Below are 16,834 nucleotides of genomic sequence, written 5' to 3' on the forward strand. Positions count from 1 at the left end.
CACCAGGGTTGTCTATGCCAAGGCTCATCCAGTTGTTCCAGGCGCTGCGCCGCTCCCTGTCGGGCATGGGCCTGTTGCTGGGGACCTTGTTTTTTGCGGCGGCGCTGACGCCCAGTCTGGCGCCGCGCAGTTTCGTCATGCAAGGGGTCTTGTGCGGGGTGGCCTTCAGTTGCGGCTATGGCCTGGGCTATCTGCTGCGCCGCTTGTGGCGCTATCTGGAACTCCCGGAACCGGGCGCGCCGCTGCGCCGCCGCGCACTGACCGTCATCGGCCTGGCTTGCCTGGCCGCGGCGATCGCGGCGCTGGCCTTGTCGGTAGGATGGCAGAACTCCATTCATGCCGTGATGCGCATGGAGCCGCTGGACAGCGCCTATCCTTTGCGCGTGTCGGCGCTGGCGCTGTTCAGTTTCTTCATTCTCTTGCTGCTCACCCGCTGTGCGTTGTGGCTGGGCGGCCGGATCGTGGCCGGCGCCCGGCGGTATCTGCCGCGCAAGGTAGGGACGGTGCTGGGCGTGGGCGTGACGGTGGCGTTGCTCTGGACTCTGGTCAACGGGGTCTTGGTGCAGGCGGTGTTCACGCTGGCGGATCGGTCCTTTCAGGAATATGACGCCTTGATCGAGCCGGAACGGCCGCAGCCCACGCAGGCCGGCAAGACCGGCGGACCCGATTCCTTGCTGGCCTGGAAGGACCTGGGACGAGCGGGGCGGGAGTTCGTGGCGTCCGCCCCGGGCGCGGCCGACATCCGTTCCGTGACGGGCCGTGATGCCCTGGATCCTGTGCGGGTGTACGCCGGTTTGAATGTGGGGCAGTCCGTGCAGGACAGGGCCAGGCAGGCGCTGGCCGAGCTGATCCGGCAAGGCGGCTTCCAGCGCGACGTGCTGGTCATCATCACGCCCACGGGCACAGGCTGGGTGGATCCGGCCGCCATCGATGGCCTGGAGTATCTGCATGACGGGAATGTGGCCAGCGTAGCCATGCAGTACTCCTACCTGAACAGCCCTTTGTCGCTGCTGTTTCAGGCGGACATGGGGGCGGATTCGGCTCGCGCCTTGTTTTCCGAGGTCTATGGCTATTGGAAGCAACTGCCCAGGCAGGAGCGTCCCCGGCTGTATCTGCATGGCCTGAGCCTGGGCGCCATGAACTCCGAAAAATCCCTGCTGCTGTTCGAGATGCTGGAAGACCCCATACATGGCGCGCTATGGAGCGGCCCGCCCTTCATGAGCAGCGACTGGCGGCGGATTACTCGGGACAGGAACGCCGGCAGCCCGGCCTGGCTGCCGGTGTTCCGGGATGGCGCGTTCGTGCGCTTCCTCAATCAGGACGGCCAGGCTCCCGGCAAGCATGAGGATTGGGGGCCGCTGCGCATCGTCTATCTGCAGTACGCCAGCGACGCGGTGACCTTCTTCGACCAGCATGCGCTGTACCGGCAGCCGGAATGGATGAACGCGCCTCGTGGTCCCGACGTCTCGCCGCAGTTCCGCTGGTATCCGGTCGTGACCTTTCTGCAGTTGGCCCTGGACATGAGCCTGTCCATGGGCGCCCCCTTGGGCTACGGACATGTGTATGCGCCCGAGCACTACATCGATGCGTGGCGCGAGGTGGCGCCGGGGCGTTCCTGGACGGACGAGGACCTGCTGGACTTGAAGCAGCATCTGCGCCGGCGGATGCTGGCGGCGCAGGAGGACCTGCGCGGCGGCTAGGCGACGTGGCGGCAATAGCCGCCTACGAACCACAGTCCGTCCTCCGTCGGCTGCAACAGCAGGCGCGCCGTGTCGCAGTTCGGGCCGCCCTGAAGAATGTTCAGCGGCCAGGGCCGGTCGCCGCAGACCAGGGCGGCGACGGTGGGCGCGATATTACCCGTGGCCATGTCTTCGTCCAGACCCGCGGCCAGGGGGAAGTGACGGCTCAGGATGTCGCCGTGCGCCGACACGGCAAAGGGATAAATGCCGGTCAGCTCATGGTGCCGGCAGAAGCGGTCGCGCCGCTCGGCATCCAGGCTTATCCGGGCCAGCCAGCGCGGACTGGACAGGGCGATCAGGGCTTTGCGCCGCTGCTTGCCGCCCAGATGCAAGGCCACGTCTTCCCCTTGCAGATCCGGCAGCCCCAGCATGGCGCGCAATTCCCGGAGCAGGGGGCGGGTCATGGGGTGTTCGCGGGTATTGCCGGCGGTGTCGGTGAAACCTGTCTGGCCATCGTTGTGCCTCTGCATGAGGATTTCGCCGCCCTGATGGACCAGCAGCAAACGATCCTGCGCCTGCCCGGCCCGCATCGCCCAGGCCGCAGCCGCCAGGGCGCCGTGACCGCAGAAGGCGATCTCGCCCGTCGGTACGTAAAAGCGGGCCCGGGCCGTGCCGGGTTCGCCGGTGAAGTGCAGGTGCGTGACCTCGCAGCCTTGGGCGCGGGCGATGGCGATGAGCTCGCTTTGCCGCGCCGCCGCAGGCTCCGTGCTGGCGATGACATAGGCCGGGTTGCCGCCGCGCTCTCCGTCGGCGAAAGCATGGATGCGCTGGCGGCCTAGTTCATGGGGCATGGTGACGCCCTGCAATGGTTTCCATGGCTTCATGACAAGGGCTTCAAGGTATGCAGGTCCAGCAGGGTGAAGCGGCCGCCTTCGCGCCAGCCCCCGGTGTCGATGAAGTAGACGTTGCCAAGCTGGAGCATCGTGCGGGTGGTGCGGTGGCCATGGATCAGGGCGCGCACGTTGCGCACGGTTCCGGCGTAGCGGGTTTCGTAGCGGTCTATGGACCACAGGCAGACATATTCGTCGCTGGCGTCGAAGCCTGGGCCGTGGATGGCGTTCCAGTCTTCGTAGGGGAAGTCGGCGTGCACGATGCCCACCACGCCCTCGGGCGTGTCCACTTCCATGGCCAGGGGCAGAGCCTGCAGGCGCCGGGCGATGCGCTGCTGTTCCTCGGGCGGGCAGTCGTCCAGCCACAGGCCGCCATGGGTGCGATGATCGAATTCCTGGATGGGGCGGCCGTCCGCGCGCCGCCAGGTCATCAGTTCGTGGTTGCCGCAGATGGCATGGAACCAGGGCAGGTCCAGCCATTGCAGGGCCTGCCTGGATTCCGGTCCGCGGTCGACCAGGTCGCCCACGGAAAACAGCCTGTCCTTGGCGGGGTCGAAACGGACCCGGCGCAGGGCCGCCTCCAGCTTGCTGAAGCAGCCGTGCACATCGCCCACGGCGATGTCCCGCCCCTGGGTGTTCAGGGTGAAATGAGGTATGCGCATCATTTTTTCCGGGAAGTGCGAAGCGTGGCCCTCAAGGTACCCAGAGGCAGCCGCATCGTCAACCTGCGCTTGCCCGCATGGACTAAAATCACCTTGATCCTTATATCTTTTGTTTCTGAATCCCGAGGTCTTCATGTCTGATACAAGCAATTCCGTCGATCCCGGCGGCCTGCTCGAATATTCGGTGGTCTACACCGACCGCGCCCTGAACCATATGTCCAAGACCTTCCAGCAGGTGATGCGCGAAATCTCCCGCACGCTGAAACAGGTCTACCAGGCGCATTCCGCCATCGTGGTGCCGGGCAGCGGCTCGTTCGGCATGGAGGCGGTGGCGCGCCAGTTCGCCACAGGCCGCAAATGCCTGGTGATCCGCAACGGCTGGTTCAGCTACCGCTGGACGCAGATCTTCGACATGGGCTCCATCCCCTCCAGCACCACGGTGCTCAAGGCCCGCCCCGTCGAGGCCGGCAGCCAGGCCCCTTATGCGCCCGCGCCCATCGCCGAGGTGGTGGCCGCCATCCATGCCGAAAAGCCCGCGCTGGTCTTCGCGCCTCATGTGGAGACCGCTTCGGGCATCATGCTGCCGGATGATTACATGCGCCAGGTGGCCGAAGCCGTGCATGCGGTCGGCGGCCTGTTCGTGCTGGACTGCATCGCCTCGGGCACGGCCTGGGTGGACATGAAGGCGGTGGGCGTGGACGTGCTGATCAGCGCGCCGCAAAAGGGCTGGACAGGTTCGGCCTGCTGCGGCCTGGTCATGCTCAGCGAACGCGCCCGGCTGCACATCGAGACCACGGTCAGCACCAGTTTCGCCTGCGACCTGCGCAAGTGGCTGCAGATCATGGAAACCTATGAAAGCGGCGGCCATGCCTATCACGCCACCTTGCCCACGGACTCCCTGAAAGTGCTGCAGGAAGCCATGGCGGAAACGGAAAGCCATGGCTTTGACGCCATCCGGACCCGGCAGCTCGAGCTGGGCCGTCGGGTGCGGGCCTTGCTGCGCGAACATGGCTTTCGCAGCGTGGCCGCTCCCGGCTTCGAAGCGCCCGGCGTGGTGGTGTGCTACACCACCGACGACGGCATCCATTCGGCCGCCAAGTTCGCCAAGGCGGGCCTGCAGGCCGCGTCCGGCGTGCCCTTGATGTGCGACGAACCGGCGGACTTCAAGACTTTCCGCATCGGCCTGTTCGGACTGGACAAGCTTGACAACCTGGACCGCACGGTGGATCGCCTGGACAAGGCCCTGCGGGCCATCGAGGCCAACTGAAGCCGCGCGCCGGCGGCGTTCACGGCAGGGCGGGCGCCTGGTTCAGCTCGCCCATGGCAAAAGCCAGGTTGACCGAGCCCACCAGGCCGGCCGCATGGGCGGCGCTCTGCGCTTCCAGCGCGCCCAGCAGGCCGCTATGGGCCTCGGTCAGCAGCGTCATGCCCGTCAGCCCTTCCTTGTAGGACTCCAGCGCGCCGTCGTAAGTGACTTGGGCGGCCTGCACCAGCTCGCCGGCGGCGCGATGGGATTCCAGGGCCGCGCGCAGCACATCGGCGGCGATCACCATCTGCTTGTAGGCGTCCCGCTCCGTTTTCTGCACCCGTTCGCGGGCGGTCTCGGCGCGCAGCTGCGCCTCGCGGGTCTGCTTGGTCCGCAGCCCGGCGTCGTACAAGGGAATGGACAGGGCCAGCACCGCGCCGCTGGAGGATGCCTGCGGGCTGACTTCGGGAAGGTTGCCCACGCTCAGCGAACCGATCCGCCTGGAGACAAAGCCCATCAGCATGAGCTTGGGCATGAAGCTGGCCTGGGCCGAGTCCACGCCGGCCAGACTGGCCTGGTGCGCCGCCTGCATGGCCTGCACGTCGGGGCGCCGGGCGATGGCCTGCCGCAAGGCGGCGTTGCCCGGAATGTCCAGGTCTTCGGGCAGCGGCCGTCCGGCGCTGTCGGCCACCTCCAGCCGGGTATCGGGCGCAAGCCCCACTGCGCCCAGCAGGGTCTGGTAGGCCTGGCGGGCGAGCGTGCCGGCGTTGACGTGATGCAGGCGGGCCTGGGCCTTCAGTTGGCGCGCCTGCGCCACTTCGATGCGCGTACCCAGCCCGTTGCGTTCTTTCTCCAGGGCGATGTCCTCGATCAGGGCCGCGTTCTTGAGGCCCTGCGCGGCGATCTGCTCGCGCCGGCGCGCCGAGTTGTAATTGAAGTAGCTGATGGAGACTTCCGCGATGACTGCCTGGTGCACGCCATTGAAGGTGATGCGGCTGGCGAGCGCCAGCTTGTCGGCAGCCTCCTGCAGGGCGGCGCGCTTGCCGAAGTCGAACAACAGCCACTGCAGCGTCAGGGCCGGCACCACGCCGCTCAGGTGCGTGTCGTAGTCCAGCTCCACGTCGCGTCCCAGCAGGCGCGCGCTGTCGCTGCGGTCGCTGCGCACATAGCCGCCGACGATATTGGCGGAAATCAGGGGCAGGTAGGCGCTCTGCACCATGCCGGCGGCCTGCGCCGCCTGCTGGGCCTCGCCCCAGGCGATGCGGGTGCTGGGATTGAGCTGCTGGGCCAGATCGATGAGCTCGGGCAGGGTGTATTCATGGCCGGGCCGGATGTCGGGCGTGTTCGCGGATTGCTCCGGCGCCTTGTCGTGCAGCGACGTCAGGCGGGGCGGTTCGGGCGCGTCAAATCCTGTTCCGGCTGCAGGCGGCGGCGCCTTCGGCGCGGCGCATGCAGACAGAACCAAGGCGGCCGCCACGGCCAGAGGAAAACGCAAGGAAGGCAAGCAGAAGGTGTGCATAGACTCAGGAAGCAGGGCCGGCGTGATGAGTCAGCAGGCTGGCGGCATATTGCTGGCCGCCTTCCAGTACCAGCTGGACCGCCATGCAGACCAGCAGGAAGCCCATGATGCGCGAGATGGCATCGACGCCGTTGTGGCCGATGAGCTTGACGATGCTCAGCGAGGATCGCAGGCAAATGAAAAAGAGCAGGCCGATCAGCAGCGCCAGAATTACCGGAACGGTCCAGAGCACCCATTCGGCATACTGATCGCGCATGCCTGCCATCTTGGACGAAGCGCTGATGACCAGGGCCATGGTGCCGGGCCCCACCGTGGAAGGCAGGGTCAGGGGCACAAAGGCAATATTGTTGCTGGCGGCATTGTTCTGGTCGGCGGCCTGGGAAACGACGTCGCTGATCGCCGGCGGGAACAGCATGCGAAAGCCGATGTAGGCCACGATCAGTCCGCCGGCGATGCGCATATCCACTACGGAGATACCCATGGCTGATGTGATCCACAGTCCGGCGTAATACGTCACCAGCAGCGAGGCGATCACATAGAGCGTGGCCTGGCGCAGTTGCTGCTGCTTTTGCTGCGCAGTCAGTGATTCTCCCAGGGACAGGTACAGCACCATGGAGGTCAGGGGATTGGCCAGCGGCAGCAGGAAAGCCAGCCCCAGGCCGGTCAGCTTGAATAACTGCATCAGTTCGGTTTGCATGGGCGCTCCGTGATGGATCGTGAGGTCAGGCAGGGAGGGTGTTTTTGTAGATCTTGCCGTCCTTGATGATCAGCGCCAGGCCTTGTTCGGGCTGATCCAGGAAGTCCAGATTCTGCTCCGGCTCGCCGTTGATCAGCAGCAGGTCGGCCAGGGCGCCGGGCTGGATGACGCCCAGCTCGCCCTCGTAGGGATTGCGCAGGCCCGACATGCGCAGCAGGCGGCCGTTGTCGCCGGTGGCCATCTTCAGCACGGTCAGCGGATCGTAGAAGCGGGTGAGCTTGGCGAGCATGTGGCCCTGGCGCGGCAGGTGCTGCGGGCTGAACAGGATGTCCGTGCCCCAGGCCGTCTGGATCCGGTGCTTCTGGGCCAGCTCATAGGCGCGCAAGGTGCCGGCGGCGACCTGTTGCTGCTTGGCCTTGCTGCGCGGATCGCGCTGGGTGTTGGCGTCCTCGTCGCCCAGGAAGGGCTGCAGGCTCCACCAGACGCCTTCGCCGGCCATGATGCGCGCGGTTTCCTCGTCGGCCAGCTGGCCGTGTTCGATCGACTTCACGCCGGCCTTGACGGCCCGCTGTATGCCTTTGGCGCAGTAGACGTGCACCATGACGTAAGTGCCCCAGTCCTCGGCGGCTCCCACGGCGGCGCGCAACTCCGCATCGCTGAACTGCAGGCCTTCCAGGGGGTCGTACAGGGAAGTCACGCCGCCGCCGGCCATCAGCTTGACCTGGCTGGCGCCCAGCATCAGTTGTTCGCGCACGCGGCGCAACACCTGGTCCGCGCCGTCCGCGATGCAGGCGACCCCGGCGCGCTCCGTATGGCTCAGCTCGTCTTGCGCGCGCGGCACTTCGTAGCGCATGCGAAAGTCCGCATGGCCGCCGGTCTGGGCGATCATGGCGCCCGACGGGTAGATGCGCGGGCCGTGCAGCAGGCCCATGTCTATGCCGCGCTTGAGCGCAAAGCTCGGGCCGCCGGCGTCGCGCACCGTGGTGAAGCCGCGCAGCAGGGTGCGCTCGGCTTGCTTGGCGGCGATCAGGTACAGGTCCGCGGGGTCGGCCATCATGGCCGTCATCTGGTCCACGCCGCACAGCAGGCTGTGCCAGTGCGCATCGATCAGGCCGGGCATCAGCACCTTGTTGCGGCAGTCCAGGGTCGGCGCGTCGGGCGGGACGTCCGCGCTGTCCACGATGGCGGCGATGCGGCCCTGCTCGATCTGTACCGCCAGGCCCTGCTGCAGTTGCGTGCGCAAGCCGTCGAACAGGCGCAGATTGGTCAGGAACAGCGTGGGCGCCAGGGCGAGCGGCTTCTGCTCCAGGGCATTGTCGGACTGGAAGGCCGGCAGGCCGTTCGGCGCCGCCGGCGCGGCGGCCGCGTCCAGGCGCCGATGGACCAGGGGGATGGCCGGATGGGCGCAGACGCAGGCGGGCAGGCCGCGGCGATAGGCATGTCGTTGCTGGCGAGAGGCGCGGGACTGGCCGAGATAGGTATGGGTCTGCATGAGTGTTCTTCTGGAGTCAGGGGCGGTTGGGGCTGGACGCGGGCTCAGGACATGCGCACCTCGATCAGGTCCAGCAGGCGGACTTTCTCGCGGGCGATCTCATCGGATATCTGGTGCTGGCGCGCCAGGGCGAATACGGCATTGCGGGCGGCGGCGATGGCCTGCATCTGCATGCGTTGCTCCAGATCCTGCTCGGCCGGATCCTCGGCGGCTTTGCCGTCGTCGCGGTCCTGGTTCAGGCTGGCCAGCACGCGGTTGGCCATGGCGGCGTAGCGCTCGCCGGGTACATCGGGATTCTGCTCGATCAGCTCGTTCAGGGTGTGCGCGACGCTTTGCACGCAGGCCTGGCGGGCGGCCTGGTCGGCCAGTTCCTCCTGGCCCTGGCGGCGATGCAGCTCGGGAAGCTTGACCTTCTTCATCAGGGGCGGCAGGCTCAGGCTGGCCATCAGCAGGGAGACGATGATGACGACCGACGCCAGGAAAATGGCCAGGTCGCGGGCGGGGAACGGGCTGCCGTCGGGCAGTTGCAGGGGAAGGGTCATGACGCCGGCTAGGGTCACCGCGCCGCGCACTCCGGCCACCGACAGCACCAGGACCAGGCGCGGGTTGGCCTGGCCCGTGTCGTGGTTGGCGCCCAGCAGGGACAGGCCGCGCCGCAGCCACAGATAGCCGTAGACGCACAGGAACCGCAGCAGCACCAGCGCCAGGCAGATGGCGACGGCGTAGACCAGCAGCCAGGCGGGGTTGTGGTGGCCGGTCTCTTGCACGACCTGCACGGCGCCGCGGAAGATGGCCGGCAATTGTTCGCCCAGCAGTACGAACATCAGGCCGTTCAGGCTCAGCTGCAAGGTGTCCCAGACGGCCTTGCGCTGGGTGCGCGTGGCGGCCAGGGCATTGCCCGACAGTTCCGCGTAGCTCATGGTGACCCCGGCCGCCACGGCGGCCAGGATGCCGGAAGCCTCGAGCTGCTCGGCCAGAAAGTAGGCGGCGAAGGGCAGCAGCAGGCTGAAGAGGATTTCCGCGCCCGGCTCTTCGCCCCAGCGGCGCACGAAGGCATTGCGCAGCAGCAACAGGCCGCGCGTGACCAGCACGCCCGCCGCCAGGCCCGCCAGGGTCAGCCAGAGGAAGTTGCGGCCGGCCGAGGCCATCGAAAAGGAGCCGCCCATGGCCAGCGCCACAGCCAGCCGGAAGGCCACCAGGCCGCTGGCGTCATTGAACAGCGATTCTCCTTCCAGTATGGCCTTGAGCCGGGGAGGGAGCGGCACCCGGCGGGTGATGGCGGACACGGCCACCGGGTCGGTGGGCGAGACGATGGCGGCCAGCGCGAAGGCCACGGGCAGCGGCATGGCGGGAATAAGCCAATGCAGGAGATGCCCCAGGCCGAAAACCGTCATGAATACCAGCACGAAAGCCAGCACCAGAATGCCGATGCGATCCCGGATCAGACTTTCCTTGGAAATGCGCCAGCCGTCCAGAAACAGCAGGGGCGGCAGAAAAAGATAGAAAAAAAGGTCTGGATTCAGCGTCATGCCATGATTGAACCAGCCGGCAATCATGAAGCCCAGACTGATCTGCACCAGCGGCGCGGGCACTGCAAAGGGAATCATCTTGACCAGGCTGTTGCTGATCAGTACGGCAGCCAGCATGGTCAGGGTCAGATTGACGTCATTCATGGAGTTTTTCTGAAAATGGCGCGCTTGAAAAAAACGGATCTGAAATGTGGTTCCCACTATAACCGTAATCGCGCCGGGCAAGCCTATACTGTCTAGTTATGGAATAAATAAGCGCAAGGGCGCAGGACCCGCGGCGCGGGCGCCGGTACAATGGCCGGGGTTCGTGAGTAAATACCGCAAGGCGCAGGCGCCATTCATAGTCTTGAAGAAAGTCGGAGAAGCATCGCATGCTTGCGCGCATCGGCTGCATGATGAGTTTGCCGCTGCTGGGGGGATGCTCCAGCGCACCCACGGTCTATCTGGCCGGTTCCTATTTTCCTGCCTGGCTGCTGGCCGTACTGGGCGCGATCGTGCTGACCCTGCTGATCCGCTGGGGCCTGATCCGGGCGGGCGTGGACGATGCCTTGCCGGTCCGCCTGCCGGTGTACGCCTGCATGACGCTGGCCCTGGCGTTTGCCGCGCTTCTTCTTTTCTTCGAGTGACCGCGCCATGACTTCGCCATCGCATTCCCGTTCCCGCAAGAGCCTGGCATGGCTGTTGACGGCCGCGGCCGTCATCGCCGCCTTTGTCCTGGGTTGGCGCTACCTGCAGCGCGCGGCGGATAATCCAGCCTCGGAAGATGCCGTGCTGGGCGCGGACGTGGTGCATGTGTCCAGTTCGCTGCCGGGACGCATCGAGCGGATGGCGGTGCGCGACGGACAATATGTCCGCCAGGGCGAACTGCTCTTCACGGTGGATCCGGTGTTCTATCAGTTGCGGCTGGAGCAGGCGCAGGCCGAACTGGCGCTGGCGCAGGCCACGCTGGAGGTCAAGCAGCGGGCGGTGCGCGCCGAAGGGCACAACGCCACGATCGCCGACGAGCAGATCACCCGCGCCCGCACGAACCTGGCCATGGCGGCGCAAAGCCAGCGGCGCCTGGCCAATCTGGCGGCCAAGGGCTATGTGTCCCGGCAGCAGCTGGACGAGGCCAACACCCTGATGCGGGACGCGGAAGTCACCTTGAAGCAGGCCCTGGAGCAGGCGGGCGCCGCCCAGGCCCTGGTGGGCGACACGCAGGCCGAGCAGGCCATGGTGCAGATGCGCCAGGCGGGCCTGGCCATGGCGCAGCGCGACCTGGAACACACGCAGGTCAAGGCGCCGGTCAATGGCCGCATCGTGGGCCTGCGCACCGGCCCGGGCGAACACCTGCTGCCCGGCGTGTCGGTCTTCACCCTGGTCGCCACGGACGCCTGGCACGCCACCGGCATGTATCGCGAAACCGACCTGAAACGTATTCGCCCGGGCGCCTGCGCCACGGTCTATGTGCTGGCCGATCCGTCGCGCAAGCTGAGCGGCAAGGTGGAGGAGATAGGCTGGGGCGTCAGCAGCCAGGAAGAAATCAATCTGCCGCGCAGCCTGCCCTTCATCCAGAAGTCCCTGAACTGGGTGCGGGTGGCGCAGCGCTTTCCGGTGCGCATCCGGCTGGACCAGCCGCCCGAGGACCTGATGCGCATGGGCGCCTCGGCCACGTCCATCATCCACGCCGATGGCCACTGCTAGCGCAAGCCAGTCCGGCCTGTGGCGGGCGCTCCTGCAGGACCTGCGGCCCACGCCCGGCCGCCTGGCGCTGAGCTGGCGGGTCGCCGCCCTGTGCGCCCTGATGGTCATGCTGGCCATGAACTACGGCATCCCGGAATCCGCCGTCAGCTGTTTCGTCATTTTCTTCGTGATGAAGTCCGATTCGGGCGAAAGCTCGGTCCTGGCCTTGGCGCTGGTGGTGCTGGTGTCGCTGGTCGTGCTGCTGATGGTGCCGCTGATCCAGTTCACCATCGAATACCCGGCCCTGCGCTTGCTGGCCATGGTGCTGACATCTTTTGCGCTGCTGTTTCTGGGCGTGGCCAGCAAGCTGGGTCCGCTGGGCGGCATCATCGCCCTGGTGATCGCCTTTGTGCTGACGCTGCTGGGCTACGTGCCGGTGGGGGAGATCGCCACGCGCGCCTTGCTGTACGCCTGGCTGATGGCCAGTGCCCCCATGGGCCTGGTGCTGGTCTTCAATCTGTGTTTTGGCCTGTATCCGCACAAGGTGCTGCGCCGCGAACTGGGCGCGCGCCTGCGCCTGGCCGCCCGAGGCCTGGAGGGGCGGGCGGACGCGCAGGCCTTGTGGGCCGAGCTGGCGCTGGGCGTGACCGAGCAGCAGAAGCGCCTGGGCTGGGTGCGCCTGTTCCACCTGCTGCCGGCGCAGCGCCAGGAGGAACTGGATCAGGCCATCCTGAGCACGTATCGCGTCCTGCTGGCCGTGGCCGTGTTGCGCGAAGCGGATGCGGATCCCGCGCAAGGCCTGGCGCTGGCCCGGGCCTGCGAACAGGGCGCCCAGGCTCTGGAGCAAGGTCTGGCGCCCCAGGCTGTGGATCTGCCCGCGCCGCCGGCCGACGGCGACCCGGCGGCGCTCGAGCTGCATCAGGCCTTGCAGTCTCTGGCGGGCGTCACGCCCATCGGGCGCGCCGATCCGCCGCGCGAACCCTTCTTCGTGCCCGATGCCTGGACCAATCCCATCTATCAGCATCACGCCTTGAAGGCGACGGCGGCCGCCGTGCTGTGCTATCTGATCTACAGCGCCCTGGACTGGCAGGGCATCCACACCGCCATGATCACCTGTTATGTGGCAGCCCTGGGATCGACGGGAGAAACCGTGCACAAGCTGGCGCTGCGCATCGCCGGCTGCCTGGCGGGCGCGGCGCTGGGCTTTTTGACGGTGCTGTTCATCATGCCGCATCTGGTGGATATCGGCGGCCTGATGGCCGTGGTGTTCCTGGTGTCCCTGCTGGGGGCCTGGGTGTTCTACGGGCCGGAGCGCATCTCCTATGCAGGCATACAGATCGCCTTCGCGTTCTATCTGGTGACTCTGCAGGGCTTTGGTCCCAGTTTCGATCTGGATTCGGCGCGCGACCGCGTCATGGGCATCCTGCTGGGCAATACCGTCATGTATCTGATGTTCACCCTGGTCTGGCCGGTGAGCATCGTTGGTTCTGTGCGCCAGCGCCTGGCCGGGGCGGCGCAGGGCCTGGCCGGACTGGGAGAGTTGTGGAGCCGCCGTCCCGCGCAGGCCGTGCAGCAATCGGCCGGGGTGGCGCAGGACCTGTCGGCGGCCCGGTACGGCCTGGCGCTGGTGAAGCTGGAGCCGCAGGAACTGCGGCCCGAGCCGCAAGCCGTTCAGGCCTTGACCGAGCAGTGGGAGCAGTTGCGGGAGCAATTCCTGCAAGGCGCGGACGCGAAGGTCTCGCGCCAGGACTGAGGTTCGAGCGGATCCTGGCTGCCTGCCGTGCTGCGGAACGCGGATCAGGGCCGGTCCTGTCGCCATTCAAAGACTAGGGAAATCAAGCATGGAGACTGCTGGGTTGGTACTTTATATTTAAAAGTATACCGAAGTATATTTTTTAAATATAAAGGAGGTGTTCATGTGCGCGACGATGTTACGGATGGGAGCGGGGATCCTGCTGTTGTGTCTGTACCCGCTGGCCGCTCTGGCCGCTTCCATCAATCTTGTCCTGCCGTTTCCGCCAGCGGGAGCGGTCGATCAGCTGGCCCGGGACCTGGCGCCATCGTTGACCCGGCAGCTGGCCGAGCCTGTGGTGGTGATGAACAAGCCGGGCGCGGGCGGCATGTCGGCCATCCAGGCCACGCTGGGTCAACGGGCGGGCGAGCAGAATTTCCTGATCGCCCACACCGGCCTGCTGTCCTTGAATCCTTATTTGTTCCATGGCGCCGAACAGCAAAAGGCGGCCGAGCGCTTGAAACCGGTCGCCTTGCTGGCGCAGGCCCCTTTGCTCTTGCTGGTGCGCGCCGATAGCGGCCTCCGTTCTCTGGACGATGTGCGGACTTTGGGGCAGCAGCGCCGCTTGCGGTATGGGTCGGCAGGCATCGGCACGGTCGCGCACCTGGCTGGCGCCCAGTTTTCCCGCGACCTGGGACTGGAGGCCGACCATATTCCCTACCGCGGCGCGGCCCAGGCGCTGACGGACCTGGCCGCGGGCGAAGTGGATTTCATGTTCGACTTGCTGGTGGGCAGCGCCCCCTTGCTGGCAGAGGGACGGCTGCGCGCGCTGGCCGTGGCGTCCGATGAGCGCCTGGCGCAGGCGGATCGGATTCCGACGCTGGCCGAGCTGGGGCAGCCCCTGGCGTTTTCTAGCTGGTGGGGACTGGTCGCGCCTCGGGAGGCGCCGGACGCGGCGGTGGCGGCGATGCAGGACGCCGTCGTCCAGGCCATGGCTCAGGCCGACATACGCGCCCGGCTGGAGGCCAAGGGCATGCTGGTCGATATACGCACGGGCCAGGATTTCGAGCAGTTCATCCAGGCGCAGTCGCGGCTGTATGGACCCATGATCCAGCGTCTGGCCATACGGCTGGACTGATTCTTCATTCATTGACGGAGCGAGACGATGAAACTTGCCTATATGTTGGCCATGGCTTCTCTGGCGGGAGCGATGCCGGCGGGCGCGGCCCAGGCGCAATACCCCGATCGGCCCATTACCATGGTGGTCCCGTTCGCGCCCGGAGGCGGGTCGGACACCCTGTCGCGCCTGATCGCCCAGAAGGTGGCCGAGCAGCAATCGGTGTCCATCGTGGTGGAGAACCGGCCCGGCGGCAACACCACGATTGCCGCGCGTCACGTGGCGCGCGCCAAGCCGGACGGCTACACCGTGCTGACGGCCATCGACGCCACCATGGTGTTCAATCCGGTGCTGTACAAGGAGCCGGCCTACGATCCCGCCAGGGATTTCGAGCCGGTGGCCATGGCGACCTTCATGCCGCTGGTCCTGAGCGTGGCGCCCGAGTCCAGCATCCAGACGGTGGGGCAGTGGGTGGAAAGCCTCAAGCAAGGCCAGATGGACTATGCCATGTATGCACACGGAGCCTTGCCGGGCCGCATCGCCATGGAGGTGGTCACGCGCGCGGCGGGCATCTCGCCCACGCCCGTGCCTTTCAATGGCAGCACGCCGGCGCTGCAGGCGGTGCTGGGGGCTCATGTCCCCGTGCTGATCGATGCCCTGGCCCCGTCCCTGCCGCATCTGAAGGCAGGCAAGCTGCGCCCCTTGATGGTGACGAGCCAGGAGCGCACGCCCATCCTGCCCCAGGTGCCGGCGGCGTCCGAGGCAGGGTTTCCGGGGGTGGACGTGGCCAGCTGGACGGGCTTTTTCGTGGCGGCGGATACGGATCCCGCGCAGCGCCAGTGGCTGGAGGACGCCTTTGTCCAGGCCCTGTCCGACCCCGGCCTGGCGGCCAAATTGCGCGAACTGGGCATGGACGTGACCATCAAGCGCAGGAACGAGTTCCAGCAACAGATCGACCAGGACAGCGCCCGGTACCGGCAGGTCATCACCGATGCCGGCCTGGCGGGCACTTTGTAAGGGAGCGGGATGAGCAATTTCGTCTTCATTCTGGCCGACGACCTGGGGCATGCGGACCTGGGATGCTACGGCGGCTTGCCGGATACCAGTCCGAATCTGGATCGCATGGCCCGCAATGGCCTGCGCTTCACACGGGCCTATGCCAATTCGCCGGTCTGCTCGCCGACACGCTTCGCCCTGATGACGGGGCGCTACCAGTATCGTCTGCGCGGCGGCGCCCACGAGCCGCTGACGCCGCGCTTCAAGGGCGACAAGGTGGCCGGCCTGCCCCCGGAGCATCCCACCTTGCCGTCTTTGCTGCGCGAAAAAGGGTACCGGACCGCCCTGATCGGCAAATGGCATCTGGGCTATCCGCCGCACTTCGGTCCCTTGAAAAGCGGGTATCAGGAGCATTGGGGCATTCTGTCGGGCGGGGCGGACTATTTGCGCCATACGGACAACAAAGGAGAGGGGGCGCTGTACCGCGATGGCGAGCCGATCCGGGCCCAGGGCTACCTGACGGACCTGTTCAGCGAGCGCGCCGTGCAGTTCGTGCGCCAGCGTGGCCGGGACAGGGAGCCGTTCCTGCTCAGCCTGCACTACACCGCTCCCCATTGGCCGTGGCAGACGCGCGCCATGCTGCATGATGCGCAGTACGAGCTTCCGGCCGCGTTGAGCGATCTGGAAAGCGGCTCCATCCATGTCTACCAGCAGATGATCCGCGAGATGGACGAGGGCATAGGCGTTCTGATGCAGACGCTGCGCGAGCAGGATCTGCTCGATGACACCCTGGTCGTGTTCACCAGCGACAATGGCGGCGAGCGCTATTCCAACAATTGGCCTCTGGTCGGCGGGAAAATGGATCTGACCGAGGGCGGCATCCGGGTTCCCTTGCTGGCGCACTGGCCGGCGGCGGTGCGCCCCGGAGTGTGCGCGGTCCCGTGCATGACCATGGATTGGACGGCGACGCTCTGGGAGCTGGCGGGCGTGCGGGCTCGCGCCGGCTTCGAGCCTGATGGCGTGTCGCTGGCCTCGCTGCTGCAGGGCGGACCAGGTCCGGACGTGCAGCGGCCGCTGTTCTGGCGCATGAAGCATCGGGACCAGCGCGCCTTGATCCAGGGAGACTGGAAATACCTGAAGGTGGACGAGTTGGAGTACCTGTTCAATCTGGGGCAGGACGAGCGCGAGCGGGCGAATCAGGCGCGGCGCGATCCCGCGCGCCTGCAGAATATGCGCGAACGCTACCTGCAATGGGAGCGCAGCATGCCGCCCATCCCGCCCGAAGCGCGCGCGGACCTGGTCTATGGGCCCTGCGACATGCCGTCGCGCTGAAGCGTGTTCCGGCCGGAGCCTGATAACCCTCATTACCTTGACGTGATTTTCCGCGCCGGGCCGGCTCGTAGAATGGGGCCTCATTTCCCATTGCCGGGATCAGAAGAAACGCCGCAAAGGCGCCGGTCGGGGAGGAGACGACCCCCGCTCACCTATTTCTTTTCCGCATGCATGCCTGCGTTTTCCCGCGGGCAGGACGGGTGCTGGCCGCTGCCTGGCGCACGCTCCTGGTTCAGGCCATGAGGGATGCCGCTCCCCTGTCGGGGGCGGGTCTGTCCATT

The 16,834-nt window shown here is 66.6% G+C and carries 14 protein-coding genes; 8 read left to right on the top strand and 6 right to left on the bottom strand.

Annotated elements, in window-relative coordinates:
* Positions 1–14: 14 nt before the first annotated feature.
* The gene (locus ACF3ND_RS06265) at positions 15–1,700 is read left to right on the top strand and encodes an alpha/beta hydrolase (RefSeq protein ID WP_394065214.1); all 1,686 of its coding nucleotides are present in this window, start codon (positions 15–17) and stop codon (positions 1,698–1,700) included.
* Here ACF3ND_RS06265 and ACF3ND_RS06270 read toward each other — a convergent pair.
* Complete coding sequence (locus ACF3ND_RS06270) at positions 1,697–2,563, bottom strand: PhzF family phenazine biosynthesis protein (protein ID WP_394065215.1); 867 nt, start codon at positions 2,561–2,563, stop codon at positions 1,697–1,699. The genes ACF3ND_RS06265 and ACF3ND_RS06270 overlap by 4 nt on opposite strands.
* Positions 2,560–3,234, bottom strand: coding sequence for a metallophosphoesterase (locus ACF3ND_RS06275; RefSeq protein ID WP_394065216.1), 675 nt, complete (start codon positions 3,232–3,234; stop codon positions 2,560–2,562). The genes ACF3ND_RS06270 and ACF3ND_RS06275 overlap by 4 nt, the downstream gene beginning before the upstream one ends.
* A 130-nt stretch (positions 3,235–3,364) precedes the next feature.
* On the opposite strand from ACF3ND_RS06275, the gene ACF3ND_RS06280 reads away from it, so the two are divergent.
* Positions 3,365–4,498 (top strand): aminotransferase class V-fold PLP-dependent enzyme, encoded by a 1,134-nt coding sequence (locus ACF3ND_RS06280; protein WP_394065217.1) that lies wholly within the window; start codon positions 3,365–3,367, stop codon positions 4,496–4,498.
* A 19-nt stretch (positions 4,499–4,517) separates the two neighbouring features.
* Here the strand turns inward: ACF3ND_RS06280 and ACF3ND_RS06285 are convergent, their stop codons facing one another.
* Genes ACF3ND_RS06285 through ACF3ND_RS06300 form a run of 4 tightly spaced genes read right to left on the bottom strand, consistent with a single transcriptional unit; the run spans position 4,518 to position 9,858 of the window.
* Positions 4,518–5,942, bottom strand: coding sequence for a TolC family protein (locus ACF3ND_RS06285; RefSeq protein ID WP_394065218.1), 1,425 nt, complete (start codon positions 5,940–5,942; stop codon positions 4,518–4,520).
* A 58-nt stretch (positions 5,943–6,000) separates the two neighbouring features.
* Positions 6,001–6,693, bottom strand: coding sequence for a MarC family NAAT transporter (locus ACF3ND_RS06290; RefSeq protein ID WP_394065219.1), 693 nt, complete (start codon positions 6,691–6,693; stop codon positions 6,001–6,003).
* A gap of 25 nt (positions 6,694–6,718) precedes the next feature.
* Entirely contained in the window at positions 6,719–8,185 is a 1,467-nt protein-coding gene (locus ACF3ND_RS06295; protein ID WP_394065220.1) for an amidohydrolase family protein, read from the bottom strand.
* Between the two features lie 44 nt (positions 8,186–8,229).
* Positions 8,230–9,858: a Na+/H+ antiporter gene (locus tag ACF3ND_RS06300; RefSeq protein WP_394065221.1), complete on the bottom strand. Its 1,629-nt coding sequence runs from the start codon at positions 9,856–9,858 to the stop codon at positions 8,230–8,232.
* 227 nt (positions 9,859–10,085) lie between these two features.
* On the opposite strand from ACF3ND_RS06300, the gene ACF3ND_RS06305 reads away from it, so the two are divergent.
* The 6 genes from ACF3ND_RS06305 (at position 10,086) to ACF3ND_RS06330 (ending at position 16,553) form a co-directional block, all read left to right on the top strand.
* Positions 10,086–10,340, top strand: a complete 255-nt coding sequence (locus tag ACF3ND_RS06305) for a YtcA family lipoprotein (RefSeq protein WP_394065222.1) — start codon at positions 10,086–10,088, stop codon at positions 10,338–10,340.
* A 7-nt stretch (positions 10,341–10,347) separates the two neighbouring features.
* Positions 10,348–11,397, top strand: coding sequence for a multidrug transporter subunit MdtN (gene mdtN / locus ACF3ND_RS06310; protein ID WP_394065223.1), 1,050 nt, complete (start codon positions 10,348–10,350; stop codon positions 11,395–11,397).
* The gene (locus ACF3ND_RS06315) at positions 11,384–13,129 is read left to right on the top strand and encodes an FUSC family protein (protein ID WP_394065224.1); all 1,746 of its coding nucleotides are present in this window, start codon (positions 11,384–11,386) and stop codon (positions 13,127–13,129) included. The genes mdtN and ACF3ND_RS06315 overlap by 14 nt, the downstream gene beginning before the upstream one ends.
* A 163-nt stretch (positions 13,130–13,292) precedes the next feature.
* Positions 13,293–14,246 (top strand): tripartite tricarboxylate transporter substrate binding protein, encoded by a 954-nt coding sequence (locus ACF3ND_RS06320; protein ID WP_394065225.1) that lies wholly within the window; start codon positions 13,293–13,295, stop codon positions 14,244–14,246.
* Positions 14,247–14,273: 27 nt separating this feature from the next.
* Positions 14,274–15,242, top strand: coding sequence for a Bug family tripartite tricarboxylate transporter substrate binding protein (locus ACF3ND_RS06325; protein WP_394065226.1), 969 nt, complete (start codon positions 14,274–14,276; stop codon positions 15,240–15,242).
* A gap of 9 nt (positions 15,243–15,251) precedes the next feature.
* Positions 15,252–16,553 (top strand): sulfatase, encoded by a 1,302-nt coding sequence (locus tag ACF3ND_RS06330; RefSeq protein ID WP_394065227.1) that lies wholly within the window; start codon positions 15,252–15,254, stop codon positions 16,551–16,553.
* Positions 16,554–16,834 lie beyond the last annotated feature (281 nt).

The sequence above is a fragment of the Alcaligenes sp. WGS1538 genome, from assembly GCF_043187505.1.
In the GTDB taxonomy this organism is placed as follows: Bacteria; Pseudomonadota; Gammaproteobacteria; order Burkholderiales; family Burkholderiaceae_B; genus Alcaligenes.

Coding starts and splice junctions, on each gene's coding strand:
- ACF3ND_RS06265 (WP_394065214.1), top strand. CDS start 15: ATGCCAAGGCTCATCCAGTTGTTCCAGGCGCTGCGCCGCTCCCTGTCG.
- ACF3ND_RS06270 (WP_394065215.1), bottom strand. CDS start 2,563: ATGAAGCCATGGAAACCATTGCAGGGCGTCACCATGCCCCATGAACTA.
- ACF3ND_RS06275 (WP_394065216.1), bottom strand. CDS start 3,234: ATGATGCGCATACCTCATTTCACCCTGAACACCCAGGGGCGGGACATC.
- ACF3ND_RS06280 (WP_394065217.1), top strand. CDS start 3,365: ATGTCTGATACAAGCAATTCCGTCGATCCCGGCGGCCTGCTCGAATAT.
- ACF3ND_RS06290 (WP_394065219.1), bottom strand. CDS start 6,693: ATGCAAACCGAACTGATGCAGTTATTCAAGCTGACCGGCCTGGGGCTG.
- ACF3ND_RS06295 (WP_394065220.1), bottom strand. CDS start 8,185: ATGCAGACCCATACCTATCTCGGCCAGTCCCGCGCCTCTCGCCAGCAA.
- ACF3ND_RS06300 (WP_394065221.1), bottom strand. CDS start 9,858: ATGAATGACGTCAATCTGACCCTGACCATGCTGGCTGCCGTACTGATC.
- ACF3ND_RS06305 (WP_394065222.1), top strand. CDS start 10,086: ATGCTTGCGCGCATCGGCTGCATGATGAGTTTGCCGCTGCTGGGGGGA.
- mdtN (WP_394065223.1), top strand. CDS start 10,348: ATGACTTCGCCATCGCATTCCCGTTCCCGCAAGAGCCTGGCATGGCTG.
- ACF3ND_RS06315 (WP_394065224.1), top strand. CDS start 11,384: ATGGCCACTGCTAGCGCAAGCCAGTCCGGCCTGTGGCGGGCGCTCCTG.
- ACF3ND_RS06320 (WP_394065225.1), top strand. CDS start 13,293: ATGTGCGCGACGATGTTACGGATGGGAGCGGGGATCCTGCTGTTGTGT.
- ACF3ND_RS06325 (WP_394065226.1), top strand. CDS start 14,274: ATGAAACTTGCCTATATGTTGGCCATGGCTTCTCTGGCGGGAGCGATG.
- ACF3ND_RS06330 (WP_394065227.1), top strand. CDS start 15,252: ATGAGCAATTTCGTCTTCATTCTGGCCGACGACCTGGGGCATGCGGAC.